At 62.7% G+C, this 16,167-nt stretch carries 18 protein-coding genes and 1 pseudogene; 4 read left to right on the top strand and 15 right to left on the bottom strand.

Annotation, left to right across the window (positions count from 1 at the left end; all coding sequences use genetic code 11):
- The first annotated feature begins 230 nt into the window (after positions 1–230).
- Together ACR9Y2_RS30915 and ACR9Y2_RS30910 are read left to right on the top strand one after the other, a co-directional pair.
- On the top strand, positions 231–632 hold the full coding sequence (locus ACR9Y2_RS30915) for a BlaI/MecI/CopY family transcriptional regulator (RefSeq protein WP_435045737.1): 402 nt from the start codon (positions 231–233) through the stop codon (positions 630–632).
- Positions 629–2,416, top strand: coding sequence for a M56 family metallopeptidase (locus ACR9Y2_RS30910; RefSeq protein ID WP_435045736.1), 1,788 nt, complete (start codon positions 629–631; stop codon positions 2,414–2,416). Before ACR9Y2_RS30915 ends, ACR9Y2_RS30910 begins: the two co-directional genes overlap by 4 nt.
- Positions 2,417–2,608: 192 nt before the next feature.
- On the opposite strand, the gene ACR9Y2_RS30905 is transcribed toward ACR9Y2_RS30910, so the two are convergent.
- Together ACR9Y2_RS30905 and ACR9Y2_RS30900 are read right to left on the bottom strand one after the other, a co-directional pair.
- Positions 2,609–2,914 carry a hypothetical protein gene (locus ACR9Y2_RS30905; protein ID WP_435045735.1) on the bottom strand — a complete coding sequence of 102 codons (306 nt, stop codon included), beginning with the start codon at positions 2,912–2,914 and terminating at the stop codon, positions 2,609–2,611.
- Between the two features lie 78 nt (positions 2,915–2,992).
- Positions 2,993–3,355, bottom strand: coding sequence for a DUF2934 domain-containing protein (locus ACR9Y2_RS30900; protein WP_435045734.1), 363 nt, complete (start codon positions 3,353–3,355; stop codon positions 2,993–2,995).
- A gap of 518 nt (positions 3,356–3,873) precedes the next feature.
- Here ACR9Y2_RS30900 and ACR9Y2_RS30895 point away from each other — a divergent pair.
- Positions 3,874–4,014 (top strand): annotated as a pseudogene (locus ACR9Y2_RS30895) (oleate hydratase); the annotation flags it as partial.
- A gap of 161 nt (positions 4,015–4,175) precedes the next feature.
- On the opposite strand, the gene ACR9Y2_RS30890 reads toward ACR9Y2_RS30895, so the two are convergent.
- The 8 genes from ACR9Y2_RS30890 to ACR9Y2_RS30855 all read right to left on the bottom strand — a co-directional run bounded on the left by ACR9Y2_RS30890 (position 4,176) and on the right by ACR9Y2_RS30855 (position 10,552).
- The gene (locus ACR9Y2_RS30890) at positions 4,176–5,441 is read right to left on the bottom strand and encodes a hypothetical protein (RefSeq protein WP_435045733.1); all 1,266 of its coding nucleotides are present in this window, start codon (positions 5,439–5,441) and stop codon (positions 4,176–4,178) included.
- Positions 5,442–5,507: 66 nt separating this feature from the next.
- The gene (locus ACR9Y2_RS30885) at positions 5,508–6,005 is read right to left on the bottom strand and encodes a nitrous oxide reductase accessory protein NosL (RefSeq protein ID WP_435045732.1); all 498 of its coding nucleotides are present in this window, start codon (positions 6,003–6,005) and stop codon (positions 5,508–5,510) included.
- Positions 6,005–6,613 (bottom strand): nitrous oxide reductase accessory protein NosL, encoded by a 609-nt coding sequence (locus ACR9Y2_RS30880; protein ID WP_435045731.1) that lies wholly within the window; start codon positions 6,611–6,613, stop codon positions 6,005–6,007. The genes ACR9Y2_RS30885 and ACR9Y2_RS30880 overlap by 1 nt, the downstream gene beginning before the upstream one ends.
- The gene (locus tag ACR9Y2_RS30875; RefSeq protein ID WP_435045730.1) at positions 6,610–7,680 is read right to left on the bottom strand and encodes a hypothetical protein; all 1,071 of its coding nucleotides are present in this window, start codon (positions 7,678–7,680) and stop codon (positions 6,610–6,612) included. The genes ACR9Y2_RS30880 and ACR9Y2_RS30875 overlap by 4 nt, the downstream gene beginning before the upstream one ends.
- Positions 7,681–8,358 carry an ABC transporter ATP-binding protein gene (locus ACR9Y2_RS30870; protein ID WP_435045729.1) on the bottom strand — a complete coding sequence of 226 codons (678 nt, stop codon included), beginning with the start codon at positions 8,356–8,358 and terminating at the stop codon, positions 7,681–7,683.
- 2 nt (positions 8,359–8,360) lie between these two features.
- Positions 8,361–9,506: an ABC transporter permease gene (locus ACR9Y2_RS30865; protein ID WP_435045728.1), complete on the bottom strand. Its 1,146-nt coding sequence runs from the start codon at positions 9,504–9,506 to the stop codon at positions 8,361–8,363.
- Positions 9,490–9,819 carry a hypothetical protein gene (locus ACR9Y2_RS30860; RefSeq protein WP_435045727.1) on the bottom strand — a complete coding sequence of 110 codons (330 nt, stop codon included), beginning with the start codon at positions 9,817–9,819 and terminating at the stop codon, positions 9,490–9,492. Before ACR9Y2_RS30860 ends, ACR9Y2_RS30865 begins: the two co-directional genes overlap by 17 nt.
- Positions 9,820–9,859: 40 nt before the next feature.
- Complete coding sequence (locus ACR9Y2_RS30855) at positions 9,860–10,552, bottom strand: superoxide dismutase (RefSeq protein ID WP_435045726.1); 693 nt, start codon at positions 10,550–10,552, stop codon at positions 9,860–9,862.
- A gap of 1,033 nt (positions 10,553–11,585) precedes the next feature.
- Here ACR9Y2_RS30855 and ACR9Y2_RS30850 point away from each other — a divergent pair.
- Entirely contained in the window at positions 11,586–11,747 is a 162-nt protein-coding gene (locus ACR9Y2_RS30850; protein WP_435045725.1) for a hypothetical protein, read from the top strand.
- A gap of 63 nt (positions 11,748–11,810) precedes the next feature.
- Here the strand turns inward: ACR9Y2_RS30850 and ACR9Y2_RS30845 are convergent, their stop codons facing one another.
- The 5 genes from ACR9Y2_RS30845 to ACR9Y2_RS30825 form a co-directional block, all read right to left on the bottom strand.
- The gene (locus tag ACR9Y2_RS30845; RefSeq protein ID WP_435045724.1) at positions 11,811–12,281 is read right to left on the bottom strand and encodes a DUF4232 domain-containing protein; all 471 of its coding nucleotides are present in this window, start codon (positions 12,279–12,281) and stop codon (positions 11,811–11,813) included.
- 50 nt (positions 12,282–12,331) lie between these two features.
- Entirely contained in the window at positions 12,332–13,375 is a 1,044-nt protein-coding gene (locus tag ACR9Y2_RS30840) for a hypothetical protein (protein ID WP_435045723.1), read from the bottom strand.
- A gap of 271 nt (positions 13,376–13,646) precedes the next feature.
- Entirely contained in the window at positions 13,647–15,047 is a 1,401-nt protein-coding gene (locus ACR9Y2_RS30835) for a dipeptidase (protein ID WP_435045722.1), read from the bottom strand.
- Positions 15,048–15,268: 221 nt separating this feature from the next.
- Positions 15,269–15,766, bottom strand: a complete 498-nt coding sequence (locus tag ACR9Y2_RS30830) for a L,D-transpeptidase family protein (protein ID WP_435045721.1) — start codon at positions 15,764–15,766, stop codon at positions 15,269–15,271.
- A 146-nt stretch (positions 15,767–15,912) separates the two neighbouring features.
- Positions 15,913–16,143 carry a type II toxin-antitoxin system HicB family antitoxin gene (locus tag ACR9Y2_RS30825; RefSeq protein ID WP_435045720.1) on the bottom strand — a complete coding sequence of 77 codons (231 nt, stop codon included), beginning with the start codon at positions 16,141–16,143 and terminating at the stop codon, positions 15,913–15,915.
- Positions 16,144–16,167: the final 24 nt, after the last annotated feature.

Genomic DNA, 16,167 nt, shown 5'->3' with positions numbered 1-16,167 from the left:
CTTATGGCACCTAGGGGTTTTATCCCCCATTTCACACCGCAAGGGTGGGGGCGGGGTCCTCAGATGGGGGTAATTGTCGGCCATGAGCAGCTCCCCCCTAAGGGGTGGTGTCACTTCGTAGCTGCGGGTGGGTGCCCTCTCCGAAGGCACAGAGGGCAAGGGCTGACAAATTCTATTGACCGATCTACTACAACATAGTAGCATCAGACACGATGTAGTTGGGCGAGCCTATGAAACACGCGAAACTGACCAAGTTGGAGTTGCAGATTCTCGAGGCTTTGTGGTCCCACGGGAAGGCTTCGATCCGTGAGATTCAGGAAGACTTCCCTGCCCCGCGGCCGGCTTATACGACGATCCAGACTACGGTTTACCGGCTGGAGGGCAAGAAGGCGGTGCGCCGTGTCAGGAAGATTGGGAACGCCGATATCTTTGAACCGACCGTGGCGCGGGATGTGACGCGGCACCGGTTGCTGGACGAGATTCTGAGCTTTTTCGGAGGAAAGGCGCAGCCGATGATGGCGCAACTGGCGGAGGCCGGGAAGCTGACACTGGATGACGTTCACGAACTGGAAAAGACGATTCAGGCGTTGGACGAGCAGCGGAAATCCGGGCCAGGGCCGGCGAAGGGATGACGGGCGCCGTGGTGAGTCACCTGTTGCAGTCGACGCTGTTCGCCGGCGCGGTCGCGCTGGTGACGCTGGGGTTTCGCAGGAACGGGGCCAAGGTCCGTTTTTGGTTATGGTTCTGCGCGTCGGTCAAGTTCTGTGTGCCGTTCTCGCTGTTGATGATGCTGGGCAATGAGGTGGTTTGGGCTCCGGCGCGCGGGTCGATTGCAGTGCGGATGGGGGCTCCCGTGATGAGGCTGGTGGCGTCACCGATGGGCCTGCCGGCGGACACGGTAGTAGGGGCAACGACGGCTAGGCCAGAGACTCGCGGGCTGGCGGCGTTCGCGTGGCTGGGCGTGTGGGGGCTGGGCCTGGCGGGCGTGGCCTGGGTCCGGTTTCGGGACTGGGGCAGGATCCGTGCGGCGTTGCGGGCGAGCAGGCCAGTGGACGTGGCGGCCGCGGTGGAGGTGCGGTGTGCGCCGGGCCTGCTGGAGCCGGGTGTAGTGGGGCTGGTGCGGCCCGTGTTACTGCTACCGCAGGGGATCGCGGAGCATTTGACGCCGGCGCAACTGCGGGCAGTGGTCGCGCACGAGGTGTGTCATGTGCGGCGCCGGGACAACCTGTATGCGGCGATCCACATGGTGGTGGAGGCGGCGTTCTGGTTCCATCCGCTGGTGTGGTGGCTGGGTGCCCGATTGGTGGAGGAGCGCGAGCGGGCGTGCGACGAGGAAGTGCTGAGCCTGGGTGGTGATCCGCGCGAGTACGCCGAAGGAATTGTGAGTATCTGCAAGCTGTACGTGGAATCGCCCCTGGCGTGCGTGTCAGGGGTAACCGGGGCCAACCTCAGAAAGAGAATCGAGGCGATTATGGCGAATCACCGTACACGGGCACTGACCTTCACACAGAAGGCGGTGCTCACTTTCGCGGGACTGCTGGTTGTTGCGGCTCCGCTGGTGCTGGGTGTGATGAACGCTCCGCTGGCTCGGGCGCAGACGGCCGCTCCGCGATTCGAAGCAGCGGCTATCAGGAGTTGCAGCGGCATGCCTGGGTTGAAGGGCGGCGCTGGCTATTCGGTTTCCGACGGCCGGCTGAACACGGGCTGCATGTCCCTGGCGGAGGCGGACCACACGGGCCTGATCCAGCGGGCGTATGTGCGGTTCGCCGGCGGGCAGCAGCATCGGACGGGACTGCTGCCGATTACGGGCGGCCCGGAGTGGATCCGCTCCGAACGGTTCGATATTGAAGCCAGGGCGGACGGGCAGCCGAGCGAGGACCTGATGCAGGGGCCGATGCTGCAGGCGCTGCTGGAGGAACAGTTCCGGCTGAAGATTCGCAGAGAGAGCCGGGCTGTCGCGGTGTATGCGCTGACGGTGGAGGCAGGCCCATCGCGGCTGAAGGCGTTCGCGGCCGGGAGCTGCGTGCCGATGCCGTTGAAGATGCCGCTGCCGGAACTTCCGGCGGGCCAGGAATACTGCAAGACGCGGGTGGGTGTTCAACCGCCGACAGTGGACGCGCAGGGGTCGACACTGGCGGAGTTCGCGCAAATGCTGGACCTGGTGCTGGACCGTCCGGTGGTCGACAGGACAGGCCTTGGGGGCCAGTACGATATCCACATCAGGTTTGGGGTGAGCGAGGCGACGCCCCGCTATTTGCCGGGGGGTGACCTGGCGCGGTTTGTTGATGCGGCACAGAGCCGGAATGCTCCGTCGATTTTCGCTGCCTTGCAGGAGTTGGGGTTGAAGCTGGAGCCGGCGCAGGGGAGCCGGGAATTCCTGGTGGTGGAGCATGTGGAGCGGCCCACGGCGCGTTGAGTGCGCTGCCGCACAAATCGGTCGAATGGACGGGCGTGCGTCCATTCGGCTGATTTGGGAAAGCTTCGGGGCTGGATTCCATCGACGGAGGGTTGTCAGGCCGCCGGCGTGTGCTGCAGCGGTTCCGGTCTACCCGCCAGGGTGACCGGTAGGGGCCGAGGGAACCTAGGGTGTTGCCGCTGATCAGGTTCCCTAGCCTTGCGTCTCCTCCCGTTTCGCGATTTTGTCGCGTTGCTCCGGCGAAAGCTCCTCATCGGGGACTTCGCTGGACGTTACCTCCGCGGTATCGCGATCCGCGGCCGCTTCCACGCCCAGGAGCACTTCGGCCTCGAAATACTGTCCTTCTTCGAGGAGTTCCTTCACGCTTTCGGATCCGGCTTCGGCCACGTCCGATAACCCCTGCGTGTCCCCCGACTGGCCGGCAGAACCGGGACCACCCTGGTCCTCGTGAATGGGAGCCGTGGGGTAGGTTCTCGCAACTTCATTTTGCTTGCTCATGGGTTTGTGACTGCACGTGACTGGCCTGACCCGGCATCAGGGGCGCAGCCTGCGTGGCGGCTGGGCAGGAGCATGCGATTACGTTGCGCGGATCCCGGCGCGATCGTGCAGTTGTTGTGCGGCGCGAAACCAATCGTCGTCAGGCGATCCATAGGGACAGCCCCTGGCCTCCCACAACGAATGAGCAAGGATGGCTACTTGTTGATGGTTGAAGCCGCCCGGCCCATCCCCGGGCACACCGTCCAGATGCAAACGGCCGGTGCGATTGTAGGCCTGTTGAGAGTGCTCCAGCGCTTGACTGGAACGCTTCTGACCGGTTTGCGGAGCCTGATTTTCGCGGGAGTCGGCCGCAGCCAGATGAGCTTGCGCAGCGCGGGTATGGATTTCGGCGGCCTGTTGATGTTGTTGACGAACGGATGCGTTGAGCTGGTTAGTAGACATTGTTCAAAGGCTCCCTATCCGGCCGGATTTTTCGTGTGCTTCCCTGGCGAGAGTGTAAGCGCGGTCGGCGTACTGAAGGGCCCGTTGGGCGTGCCAGTTGCCAGCCTCGTTATCGCCTCTTTCGTTGTGCTCAGAGGCGGTGCGATGCGAATGAGCCGCGAGCTCATGTTGCCGGGCGGCTTCCCGGTGTAGCAGTTGAACGGCGGTTTCGTGATTCATTTGCGTTTCCGTCTCTCGTAGAAGCACGATGCAGGCCAAAAGCAAATGAGCGCAGCACTGCTGCCCGGCAGCGGCGTTGCAGGTGACTGGCCTAAGCACAAGGAGGCGGGCGATGCGTCCCGCACCGGCTGAATGCTGTCACTTGACCTCATAAGGTCAGCCGGGGTGGCGGCCCCAAACCAGGCGGCAATGTCAGCAGCCCCACACTCCAGTGGAAATCGTTGAAGTCGACATTGGTCCCAGGGATGCAGGGACCGGGGCATGCAACTGTTGGCGTTCATTTGCGAAAGGCCGTCATTATGAAGTCAAAAGCTTATCTGGTGGGTGGGGGGATTGGTTCCCTCGCGGCAGCCGCGTTCATGATCCGGGACGGCGATGTCCCTGGAGGGAACATCTCGATCCTGGAGGCGGGGCCGCTGCTGGGTGGAAGCCTGGACGGGCCGGCGATGACGCCCACGCCAAATCGCACCATGCGGAGTTTGATGCGATGCTCAACGCTTTCCGGTAACCGGGATAACCAATGCAGCCTGAGAGCTTGGGTGCACCTGCCCCATTGAGCGCGTTCCGAGCGCCGGCGAGGAAGGAGCGGAAGCGGAGGTGGTCAGGTGCACTGTGAGTGGACCGCGCTGATTTTGCAGCGGTCGCACCAACTCACATAGCCGCACCCGCCGCTGCCCCACAGCCATTCGCCGCCATCGTGCAGCGGCAGATCCGAGTCGAGTTGGAGGAGATGGATCATCGCCTGGCGGCACTGGGGGCAGGCAGGGTAATCCGCGCCCTGTACCCAGGCGGGATGGCCGCCGAGGCGGTTCAGATTCTCGCGCGAGTTGGACACGCCCCAGTCCTGCCACCTCCACCGTGCGGGGGTGCGGATGAGATGCACCGTTGCCGGGCGGAGGGGGCCGCAATCCTCCATCCGTCCGGCCGCCTCGCGTTTGGACTGGGAAGCTTCGCAGGTATTCCCCAGGTGGTCGTGTTCATAGAAGAGCATGCCCAGATCCAGGCAGGAAAAGCACACCTGGAGCGACAACCGGCGGAGCCCGGTGACGCCCAGGCCGGGGGGGATGGAATTGAGCGTGAGAAGATTGACAAGCCGCTGGTGACAGCCGAGGCACTCGCCGGTACCTTCTCCCCCAAAGGTGTGCTGCTGGGGGAGGTGGAGATCCTGTACTTCCAGGCCGGGCATGGGCAGCGAGCCGGACGGGAACGGGATTCCGTCAAAGTAGCCGGCCGGGAAAGAAATGTGGAAGGGCTGTTCGCTGTAGAGGCGGGTATAGCCCGCAGCTGAGCTCTCCATCCCAATATCCCGCGCACGGTGTTGGAAGTCTTCCGGATTGAGGCGGCCTTCCAGGAATTGGAGAATTTCGAATGCCCGCGTTTCGAAGAGGGCTTCCAAGGCGGCGCGCTGCGTCGTCCTGCTGGGGCCGCCTTCCCAGAACGTGGTACCGGACCCGGCGTGCCTTTGGAGGAATGCGAACTCGGAGGCGCCGGTCTCCCGCCAGGGCCACATGGCGTAATAGGTGGTCCAATTCGGCTGCAGGTAGAACAACTCCTGCAGGTGGGTGTGGAGCGCAGGCAGCGCCTGCAAACTGGTATGGGAGACGAAGTCCTGCGCGGCGTCATGGCAAGGGTCGCGGCGCAGAGTGGTGACGGCTTTGAGGGCGAGCGGCGCAAACTCTTCCGGAGCCAGACCCAGCAGCGCTGTTTCAAGCAGGGAGGAGTGGTTTGGAAGGTCGAGGAAGAGGCGTTCGACGAGCACAGCGGCCTGGCCGGGTTTGGCGTCGAGTGCGGCCAGCAATTGGGGATCGCGATCACGACTGGTGTTCGCCCTGTAATCCGCGTAGAGCTGGTCGATGCTGTCACTCATGCGCCTTCAGTGTAACGGGCGTTGGGTGGGAGCAACCACCATTTCCGGCCGGCTGATGCAATATGTTTAGAACTTGCCAGCCTCCAACCTGGTGAGAAGCTCGGGTGTGACCTCGCGGAACCGAAGGATTCGCCGGGCGCGATGGTCCTTGAGGAAATCTTCGGCGTCGGCCTTGGTTGAGAAGGGGACCAATTCGTGGCCCATCGGCCCCATGACATCGGAGCCGATGACATAGTACGCCTCCTCCGCGCTGATCTGCTTGAGATCGTAAAACTCAGTGACCGCGATCAGGCGGATGTCGCTGCGTTTGCGATTAGGAGCATATTTGGGCAGCGCCTGAAGGAACCGGAAGAGGTCCCTGGCCCCGTCGAAGTGATGGGCATGGCCGTCTTTCCAGGCTACGGTTGCGACCCAGTTTGGGTACTTGGCGACGATCATGCCGCAGACCGGGCATAAGTCGCGGAGACCGGGCCTGGCCACTGTGACCGGAGGGGCTCCGCCGGCAGGACCGGTTTGGGGCGAGGCGCAGAGCGCCCCTAGCAGGACAGCGCAGAGGGCGCGCACTACTGCTCCAATTTCTTCTGCATGCGTTTGATGCGCTCTTCGCGGGTCTTGCGGCTCATGGCGACGGCCTCGGCGATGTCGGTATAAGCGGCCAGCAGGGTCTTGTCGAAATCGGCCAACTCTCCCCCGTTGGCCGCCTTGGAGGCTTCGGCCGCGGCGGCGGTACTGTAAGCGACCTTACTGCGGCGGGTCATGACGCCACGCAGGGAACTGCCGACAAGGTAAGTGGCAGTTTCGGCGTCGGTGAGTGGTTTGATTTCGGCGGAAGCGGCATTGTCGCCGACCCAGAGGGCTTTGGTCCCGCGGCCCAGGTTGAGAGAGAGGCTGGTGGCGGCGCAACGGATGGAGCAGACGCCTTCGGCCGTGCCGTCGAGATAGTGGAGCAGCATGCGGGAATGGTGGAACCTCTTCCGGTCCATTCCGCAGTAGTTGCATTTCGGGAATTTCCCGATGTCATCGACGTGAGGTTCGGGATCGGCCGCCGGTTTCGTTTCGGCCTGCGCGGGCATCGTGTTGGCGGGGCCGGTGTGCTGGGCATCGAGGACCGAGGCTAGACCGGCAGCGCCGGCAATTGTGAGCGAACGATTCAGCAGATTTCGACGATTCATGGTTTTACTCCTTGCAAGGTGATGAGGTTGACAGGCGGGTTGCCCAGGAATGAGAAGGGCATCCCGTTGTTTTCGATGAGGATGAGATGGGATCGCAGAATGATGACTGTGGAGATCACCAGGAAGAGCGCGAAGCCCGCGGCGGCGACACGAGCCAGGCGACTGGAGACGAGGGGCGCGACTTTGCGGAGGCTGGCGACTTGTGCGAAAGCCTCCACAGCGCCGGCCGCAAGTCCGCAGGCCGTGGCGGTGAACAGCGGAAGGTAGAGCAGGTAGCCCTGGTAGCCGTATTCGGCTTTGAGCAGGCAGAAGGGGCAGTGGTGGTGAGGATGCTCGTAGACGTAGAGGGAGAGGAAGGAGACGATCGCCGCGAGGGCTGCAAAGAAGGCCGCCAGACTGGCGATGGCCAGGGCGAAGCCGCCGCGTTTGCGCACGGCAGTGTAGACAGCGGCAGCCAGGGCGGTGAGCATTGCGATGTAGAAACCGATCATTGCCGGCTGGGGCGGCAAGGCTGTGAGATCGGCCGAAACGCCCTTGGCGCTTCCGGAAAAGAGCCGGGAGCAGCAGGAGGTGAGGACATCCGCCTTCAAGGCCAGGAAGTAGCGAAGTTGAAGGACGAACGCTGCCACCAGGGCCGGAGCGATGCCCAGCAACAGCAGGTATTTGATACGGACCAGCGGGTAGTCCGGCGCCTGGATGTCGACATGGTGAATGGCCAGCCACAGGGCGGCGAGGAAAAAGACGGTCATTTGAGCGAAGAGAGCCGGAAAGCCGAATTCATTGACGTTCAGGGTGCCGACGGCGCACATGGCGGCCACGAACAGGGGCGCCATGCGGTCCGCATTGAAGACGAAGAGCAGCAGGGCAAGCAACTGGGTAGCCAGGACGCAGGTGAGCAGGGTAGAGACCAGGTAAGTGCGGCGTTCCAAGAGCAGTTGCCGCTCGCTGCCGCTGGAGGTATCCCAATGGCAAAGGATGGAGATGGCGAACGGGGCGATGGCGCAGATCACGACCACGTTGGCGGCTGATGCCAGCAGCAGCGCGAGAATGGCGGGCTGGAAGAGCATTCAGCGCTCCTCCACGATGCGGCCATCGCGCAGGGTTACGATACGGCGGACGATCGATGCTTCAACGACCAGCGGATCGTGGCTGGTGAGGAGGATGGTGCGTCCGTGGCCCAGCAGCGATTCGAGGATGTCGAGGAACTCTCCCGATAGTGCTGTGTCGAGATTGGCGGTCGGTTCGTCGGCGATGATCACTTCGGGGTCGTTGATGAGAGCGCGTGCGATGGCGACGCGCTGCTGTTCGCCGCCAGAGAGCCATTCGACGCGGGAAGAACGGCGATGGCCCAATCGGAGAGAGTCCAGCAGGGCCTCGGCGCGATGCCGCAGGGCGCGCCAATCGCCACCCAGGGGATAAGCCGGGAGCATGATATTCTCCAGCGCTGTCAGTCCCTTGATCAGGTTGAATTGCTGAAATATGAAGCCGAAAGTGCTGCGCCGGATTCCGGTGAGGAAGCGTTCGGGGAGGCCGGAGATGTCGCGGCCATTGAGCCGCACCCGGCCGCTGGTGGGCCGCGAGAGGCACCCCAACACGGTGAGGAGCGTTGTCTTGCCTGAGCCGCTGGGACCGAAGAGGACGGTGACCTGTCCGGCGTCGACGCGCAGGTCGATACCGTTCAAGGCCCAGATTTCGTTCTCGCGTCCCTGGTTATAGGCTTTTCGAATGTCCGAGAGTTCGATCATGGTTACCCGCGCATCACGGAATCGGGGTCAGTCACAGCGGCGCGCCAGATGGGCACGATGGTGGCCAGCGCATAGGGGAATACGGTGAAGTAGAACAAGGTGGCCACCTGGAAGGCGTCCAGGGCCGGGCTGAGTGCCATCCGCGGGTAGAGCGTGGACCACCCTTTCAGGACAGGCGCGAACAAGCCCGAGGAGAAACGGAAGACGTGCAAATAGGCGGCGGTGTAGCCGAGCAGGAAAGCGGTGAACGAGACGAGAGCCCCTTCCCAGAACTTCATGCGGATGACGTCGCCGGTCTCCCAGCCGATGGCCTTGAGAATGCCAATCTCCCGTTTCTCTTCGGCGGAGAGTCCGGTGGCCTTTTCCATGGCGAAGATGGCGAAGGCGAGGACGGCGCCCGAAAGCAGGACGAGGACGATGCCTTCGCGCCAACTGAAGATGGACTCGTAGGTGCGGAGGATCTCGTCGCGCAGAATCGCGCGGGTGTCCGGCAGGCGGCGGGCGAGCTTGGCGGCGACGTTGCGCAACTCCTGGGGATTGGCGACGGTGAGGGCGATATCGGTGTAGTGATTGGGCGGGTAGTTGAAAAAGGAGCGGAAGTCGTCTTCGCTGACCAGGATGAGGTCCGCGGTGACGAGGTCCGACTCGACTGGCAGGATACCGGCCACGGCGAAGGTGAACACGTCGCCTGCGTATGACTGGAGTACGAGCGTATCTCGTAAGCCAGTGCCAAAGGAGCGTGCCATGGAAGCGCCCAGCACCACGCGGCCATGGGCAACCTCAGGGACCGTGCCGGCCGACGGCACCATGACCGTCGAATTTGCCCGCGACACCGGATCGAAGTAATAGCCCCACAGGCGGGCCTCCTTCTTCCGCACGCCGCGCAGATCGCCAATGCGGTCGAGGTAAGAGGAGGCGATGAGGTCGTGGCGGCCGGCGACCATGCGTTGAACGACCACGTCGGGCGCATGGGCCAGGGCGAGTGCGGCGTGCCGGCGCAGCGCGTGTGTAAACAGCATGACGGAGGCCAGCAGGAACACGATGAGGGTGTAGATGAGCAGCAGGCTCAGGCACTTTGACTTACGGCGCGCCAGTGAGGAGAGCGTGAAGTCGATCAGGTATTTTTGCTGTTCAATCCAGGTTCGCATGGGTTTTAGTGACTGAGGGCGGCGGCGGAACAAGGGAACCACTGGGGAAGTGTTCCAGTGCGGCGGGATGGTCCTGAAACGCGCTGTGGAGGTCGGCCTGCGAGAGGTGACGGGTGTAGCGCGCCTCGGGCAGCAGGCACAGATCGGTGAGTTTCAAGCGTCCGGTCCAGGCGGCTTCGGAGGCGAGGACCGGAGAGCGCCGGCTGCGCAGAAAGGCGGCATCGGCGAAGGTCCACAAGAACAGGCCCCCCAGGACGGAGAGGAGGACCAGCGCGCGATTCGCAGATCTGTCGGTGAAATGAGGTTTAGTCATTGTGGAGCGAGAGGGGGCAGGCGGCGGCGCCCGGCCCGCCCTATTTCGTGATCTCGATATAGCGGTCTGTGAGGAACTCCCAGTTCACGACCTGAAGGAGCGCCGCCAGGTAGTCGGCGCGCCGGTTCTGGTATTTGAGGTAGTAGGCATGCTCCCAGACGTCCAGGCCGAACAGCGGGGTGGCGCCGGCGAGCCAGGGGCCGTCCTGGTTGGGCGAGGTCTCCACCTGGAGAGTGTCCCTGCCTTTGGCCGTGACCCACACCCAGCCACTGCCGAAGACCGAAAGGCCAGCCGCGCGCAACTTCTCCTCGAAGGCGGAACGGCCGCCGAACGATTTGTCGATTGCAGAGGAGAGACGGCCTTTCGGCGCGGTCTTCGCCGGGCCAAGTGTTTGCCAGAACAGCGAATGGTTGAGGTGTCCGCCGCCGTTGTTACGAACAGCCTGGCGGATGGACTCCGGGACAGCGGCAAGATTGCCCAGAACGGACTGCACGCCTGATTGCGCCAGTTCCGGATGGGCGGAGAGCGCCTTGTTCAGATTGTCGACGTAGGCCTGATGGTGCTTGCCGTGGTGGATTTCCATCGTCCGGGCGTCGATGTATGGCTCAAGCGCGTCGACTGGATATGGAAGCCTTGGCAGGGTGAAGGCAGAGGGCTTCACCTGCGCGGAGGAGATCGCCGGCAGCGCAGCAATCAGCGTAGTGGATAGGAGTTCACGTCGTGTTGTGGTCATTTGATCCTCGCAATGTGATTTCGGCCGTGGCCGTCAGCAGGGTTTGGCCAAAATCCGGTTGAGCAAGCGGCCCCTCATAGTGCAGGGAACGCAGATCTTGAAAAGGGTGAGGTAACTCGCCTGGCCTGAAGAGTGATCCACCGATCCGGAAGACTTTCGGGGCGTCCCCTCCAGCTCTTTTTCGGCAAAGGCCGAGCACAGGCCGGATTCCCAAAGTTCGCGGAACCGGAGTTGCTCCGATGGCGACCTTGGGCCCAGCGCGAGGGCCTGCGGCTCATCTGCATTTGAAGGGCAGATGCGCTACGCGCCAGCGACCCTATTCAGGCCGAATGGAACCTGAGCGAGGATTCGGCGCGCGCGGACAATCGGGAGGCGACTCCGGTTAGGAATGGTAGAGAGGATAGAGCTGAGGTGGGGGTCGTTCGAAGAGCGCGAAAGCCGCGGACCTGGACCCGTTCACTGGCAAGGCGGAAGGGCGAACGTGTTGGACGGGCGCGACCGGGCAGATGTCGACGCGGCACGGGACAAGGCTGGCGGTGGAGGTTCCAGGCACGGCAGCGACGCGGCCACAGCCTGGGGGGCAGTTCGACAGAGCGGCCCAACCCGCACCATGTTGGCTCTCGGTGTTCCGGCGGCAACAACAGACCTTGGAGCGCTTGCAGCACTGCATGCCGCAATCGGATTTCGCAGGGCCCTGCAGTAGGAGCAGGCTGGAAGCGTAGGGAGCCAGGAGGAGAAGCAGCAGTAGCAGCGCACGCAGGGCGTGCCACGGGTGGTATTTCGAATGCTGGAAAACTGTCAGGCAAACCCCGATGCGGGTCAGCCGACTTTCCTGCTGCATCAGGCGGCTTGTCCTCTCGCAGGAGTTTAGCACAGGACGTGCAAGCCGGACCGTTGCGGCAAGCGTTTTGGGCGGGCCCGGCGCGGGGCTGGGGGCGCCGGCGCATTGAAGGCCCTGCCGCAGAACGGCCGGCAAGGCAAGCGGCGGAGCCTGAAGAGTCAGTCCGGGAAGCGCTGTTTCGAGAATCGAGGAGTGAGGTGGAGGGTCCAGGAAGAGACGCTGGACGAGTACGGCGGCCTGGCCGGGTTTGGCGTCGAGTGCGGCCAGAAACTGCAGATCCCGATCACGGCTGGTGTTCGTTGTGTAATCCGCGTAGAGCCGGTCGAGGCTGTCATAGATGCGGCTTCAGTGTAGTGAGCGTCGGGCAGGCACAGATGGGTATCCTCCCCGTGCTGTTTGAGGAGTGGGCCATGCCGGCTACGGGCCGGGCAAATACCCGGAGATCCGGACGGGGCCGCACGATTCAACTGGGAAGGTGATCACGCTCTTGCGGGACTGCGGTAGGAGGATCGCCAGGCGGACTCCGCAGTTTCGGCCGGGGTCGTAGCCGGTGCTGCTCAAGGTGTGAATCTCAAAAACGGCCCAGCGGGCGGGCGCGAGCGCGAGGGAGCGGGCTCCTTCTCCGGCCGCTAGGCTGTTTGCCGGCCATTCAGGGGCGGTTTTGGTGCGCCGGCCATGCTTGTCGTATTGCTCCACGCGCGGTGGTCCTGCGAGGCGGCACTCGATACTGGAGACATTCGTGAGAGTTACACGCCTGTAGGTGTTGCCCATGGCGGAGCCTCCGCTGGACGTGGCGGACAGTTGATTGTCGGTGCAACCAGGGATGAATGGCGGGCCGTTCGCGAAAGTCAGGGAAGCGCAAATGAGGTGGGCGACGCAGATGCGCATCTGCCTGCATTCGAGCAGGAGGAAGAATTGGAGTCAAGGGGAGGCGGTTCTCAGTCCACGCTGTCTGGATCCTGCCCCTGCCCTGCTGCTGTGGCTTCGGGTTCCGCCGGGCCGCCGAATGGAAGCTCGTGGGGTGTCTCGCCAGGGCCGCTGGATTGGGTTATGACCGGCACCGGCTGGAAGGCGGCGCGGCGGCGGATGAGGAAATAGACGGGCACAGCAGCCAACGCGATCATGATCAGGTAGAACGGCCAGTGGATCTGCGGTTGGTAGGATTGCTGACCGGGCTGGTTCATCCAGGGGTAAGTCACGGTCAACTGACGCATGAGCTCCTGCTGCCTGGACGGCACCATGGAAAGCAGCCCGCTGACCGCCATCACTACGAAATACCAAAGCCCCGTGACCCTGGCGGATTCGCGCAGGCGGAGCAAGCCGATCCCGACGTATCCATGGAGTGCCACAAGCAGGAGGTAGAGTGCAATCGCCGGCCAGCCCGTAAAAATCACGCCGAGGAACATATACGGGAAGCGGAATGCAGCCATCGGCAGCATGATCAATGCACCAAGCAGGAAATACCCGGCGATGACACTGATGCTGAGTGGGCGAGAATTCTCCCCCGCCAGTTCCGTCGTCGCAAAGTAGGCCTTGCTCCGCTTGAGATTGAACAGAACCAGCCACCAGATGCCGATCGCCCCCAGCCCGGCGTAGAATGCACCGACGAAGCCTCGAATGATGGGGATCATCGCGGGATCGGTGCCGGGTGTTTCCGGTATTGTGATGGCAAACATCATCAAGGGGGTAATTGCCCCGAAGAAAGCCAGGATGGTCGCGAAGACAAGAATGGAGATGCGCGACCACGGGCGCCGACGGAAGAGCCCAACAGCGGTGGCGATGCCCCAGGCTGTCAGGAGGAGGTTCACGTTCGCCGTCGCGATCGCAATCCATTTGACAGGGGCGGGCGGCGCGGGCGTTTCCGGCAGGGGCGGGCTGACTATCACGAAGAGCAGGATGAATACAGACACGAGCAAGGTGGCCAGACTGCCGAGAATGGTAATCACCGCGCTGGCGCGAATACCGATCCACCTGGGAGACATATTGCGGATAGTTTATCGAGCCGGAGAATGACAATCCACAATGTGAGGCTGATTATTTTGGAGTTATGCGGGTGAGGATGAGCGGCGAGTCCGGCGAATTCAATCCAGACAAGACGAGGATTGATTACGGGACACTACGATCGAAGAATCGCGAATACTGTAGACCGGAATGAGTGGATGGCGCGGACGGGGAGAGGGTGGTGGGTGGGAAGCGGAGCGACCGGACGGGGCAATGGATTTGGAATCAACCGCCCCGTCCGGACTGCCTCCGTTAGCTCTTGCGCAGTTTCTTGGAGACCTTCTCGACCTCACCCCAGACGCGCAGCAGATTGCCGCTCCAGAGTTTGCCGATCTGTTCTTCCGTGTAGCCGCGTTTGACCAGCTCCAGGGTCACGTTGAATGCCTCGGAGGCGCTATTCCAACCCTCAATGCCGCCGCCGCCATCGAAGTCGGAGGAGATGCCCACGTGGTCGATCCCGATGAGCTTCACAGCATAGTCGATGTGGTTCACCATGTCCTGGACGTTGGCCTTGGGTGCGGGCGGGAACTTGGCATCGATCTCGGCCATGCGCTTTTCGTACTCAGCGCGTTTGTCGGCTGGCAGCATGGCGAGGAAGCCGTTGCGTCCACCGCCTCGACGAGCCGCCGGAGCCGCCGAAGTGGTTTCGGTTTCCAGGGGGCAGGCCCTGGCCGGAGCCGCGCCACCTTCGCCGCCGGCCGCGCGACGGCCACCGCGGCCACCCATCATGGAGCCGAACAGCTCTTCGCGCAGCTTGTTGAGCGCCTCGGAGCGTTCCTTCGACTCCGCCTTGACGTAGGACGCGAAGCCGACGATCTGGATGACGCCGCCGTTCTTCTTGAGGGCGAGCAACTGCTCATCGTCCATGTTGCGGCTGACGTCGGCCAGCGCGCGCACGCCGGAGTGGGACGCGATGACGGGGGCCTTGGAGAGGCGGATCGCTTCGAGATTGGCGCCCTTGGCGGGGTGCGAGAGATCGACCATCATGCCGACGCGGTTCATTTCGGCGATGACCTCACGGCCTAATGGGGAGAGGCCGTTGTTGTAGTAGTAGCCCTGAGCCTCGCCGGTGTTGGAGTCTGCCAGTTGACTGTTGCCGTTGTGGGCGAGGGACATGTAGCGCGCTCCGCGCTCGTAGAACTCCTGGACGCGCTTGATGTCGGTGCCGACCGGATAGCCGTTCTCGACGGCGATGACAGCGATGCGCTTGTTCTGCTTGTGGAGCGCAAGGACATCAGCCGGGGTCAGGGCCAGTCCGATCTTGTCGGGCGCGATTTTCTCAGTGAGCCGGTGGACTGCGTCGAACTTCTCGACTGCCTGCGCGTAGGCGCTGTCGTAGCCTTCCTTGGTGAGTGGCCCCTGTCCGACGTAGACAATCATGAACGAGACGTCCATGTCGCCTTCGATCATTTTGGGCAGGTTCACCTGCGTCGTGAGGCGCATGGTGTAGTTGCACTCGGGCGTGAAGTTCGAGGCGTCGATATCGTTATGGGTATCGAGTTTGATGACGTGGTCGTGGATCTTTTTGGCTTTAGCGACGAGGGCCGCGTCGTTCGACTGTGCCGGACTGTTCCAGGCTGTGACGTGAAACAGGAGGCCGAGAGTGGAGGCCGTCAGTCCCGCAAGAATGAGCTTTCGCTGTGTATGTTTCAATGATCCTCCCAGGGACCGTGGCGGAAGGACCACCGCACGGCACCGCATGACTGATAGAGACTTTGGAGTTCGGAGACCGACGGAGGTCTCGGACAGGACGTGTATAGAGTATGGTAGCAGCCGGTGGGGGGAGCGGGCGGAGGAAAGCTGTCGGCTTTCGGCTCTCAGCTTCCCAGTTGAGCCGCAGGACTTCCGGCCGAGCAGTAGCAGGCTTTGCTCGATCAAGGGTTGATCTGAATGGGCGTCCCGATGGCGACCAACCGCCAGATCTCTTCGATCTCTTTGTCGGTGACTGCCACGCAACCCTGGGTCCAGTCCGTCCATCGATGCGCGGCGCCGAGCCAGCCTCGGCCGTTGGGCAGTCCGTGAATCAGGATGTCGCCGCCAGGCGGGACTCCCTGACGACGTGCCCGCTCTCGGTCTGCGGCATTCGGGTAAGAGATTTGCAGTGCCATGTGGTAAGCACTTTTAGCGTACTTGGCGTTGATCGTGTACATGCCCTCGGGCGTCCTATTGTCGCCTTCGCGACGTTTCGGCCCAACGGGTTCATGGCCCAGGGCGACGAGGTAGGTTCGGATGACATTCGGCCCCCTGTAGAGAAGGAGCTCGCGCTTCGATTTATTGACAACGAGTCTGTCCGCGAGAGTGATATTCGCCGCCGGAACTCCCCAGCTCGATAGCGCAATCAAAGTTCCCGCAAGTAGCAGGCGGATAGGCATAACTTCTGGAAGAAACTATATCGTAGATCGATGATCATGCCGAAAATGTCAGTATCAGGACTGGAGGAAACCCTCCACATCGATTCCGGCCTGCTTCAGGATTGCGCGGAGAGTTCCTTCCGGCATATCTCCAACGCGGCGCCCCACTACGCCGCGACGACGATCGTGCAGTCGCGCCGTTTACAGGTGGGAGGCAGGTTGGGCGTTCCACCGCGTTCACTGCGGGCCTCGATGAGCTTTCGCGCGACGTCCCGCGCGATCTCCAGTGTTTCGGCGACAGTTCTGCCTTGTGCGACCAGGCCCGGCAGTTCGTCCGAAGTAGCAAGGAATAGGCCCTCGGGCAGTTCCTCGATTTGAACTCGAATCGCCAGTTCCATATGAGACGATCCTACCAGCCCGGT

The sequence above is a fragment of the Paludibaculum fermentans genome (assembly GCF_051172195.1).
GTDB lineage: Bacteria > Acidobacteriota > Terriglobia > Bryobacterales > Bryobacteraceae > Paludibaculum > Paludibaculum fermentans_A.
The sequence above is the reverse complement of the archived record's forward strand: the minus strand, read 5'-3'. Positions and strand labels throughout refer to the sequence as shown.

Coding starts and splice junctions, on each gene's coding strand:
- ACR9Y2_RS30870 (WP_435045729.1), bottom strand. CDS start 8,358: ATGATCGAACTCTCGGACATTCGAAAAGCCTATAACCAGGGACGCGAG.
- ACR9Y2_RS30875 (WP_435045730.1), bottom strand. CDS start 7,680: ATGCTCTTCCAGCCCGCCATTCTCGCGCTGCTGCTGGCATCAGCCGCC.
- ACR9Y2_RS30900 (WP_435045734.1), bottom strand. CDS start 3,355: ATGTCTACTAACCAGCTCAACGCATCCGTTCGTCAACAACATCAACAG.
- ACR9Y2_RS30865 (WP_435045728.1), bottom strand. CDS start 9,506: ATGCGAACCTGGATTGAACAGCAAAAATACCTGATCGACTTCACGCTC.
- ACR9Y2_RS30845 (WP_435045724.1), bottom strand. CDS start 12,281: ATGCGCATCTGCGTCGCCCACCTCATTTGCGCTTCCCTGACTTTCGCG.
- ACR9Y2_RS30855 (WP_435045726.1), bottom strand. CDS start 10,552: ATGACCACAACACGACGTGAACTCCTATCCACTACGCTGATTGCTGCG.
- ACR9Y2_RS30860 (WP_435045727.1), bottom strand. CDS start 9,819: ATGACTAAACCTCATTTCACCGACAGATCTGCGAATCGCGCGCTGGTC.
- ACR9Y2_RS30840 (WP_435045723.1), bottom strand. CDS start 13,375: ATGTCTCCCAGGTGGATCGGTATTCGCGCCAGCGCGGTGATTACCATT.
- ACR9Y2_RS30880 (WP_435045731.1), bottom strand. CDS start 6,613: ATGAATCGTCGAAATCTGCTGAATCGTTCGCTCACAATTGCCGGCGCT.
- ACR9Y2_RS30915 (WP_435045737.1), top strand. CDS start 231: ATGAAACACGCGAAACTGACCAAGTTGGAGTTGCAGATTCTCGAGGCT.
- ACR9Y2_RS30830 (WP_435045721.1), bottom strand. CDS start 15,766: ATGCCTATCCGCCTGCTACTTGCGGGAACTTTGATTGCGCTATCGAGC.
- ACR9Y2_RS30890 (WP_435045733.1), bottom strand. CDS start 5,441: ATGAGTGACAGCATCGACCAGCTCTACGCGGATTACAGGGCGAACACC.
- ACR9Y2_RS30905 (WP_435045735.1), bottom strand. CDS start 2,914: ATGAGCAAGCAAAATGAAGTTGCGAGAACCTACCCCACGGCTCCCATT.
- ACR9Y2_RS30825 (WP_435045720.1), bottom strand. CDS start 16,143: ATGGAACTGGCGATTCGAGTTCAAATCGAGGAACTGCCCGAGGGCCTA.
- ACR9Y2_RS30910 (WP_435045736.1), top strand. CDS start 629: ATGACGGGCGCCGTGGTGAGTCACCTGTTGCAGTCGACGCTGTTCGCC.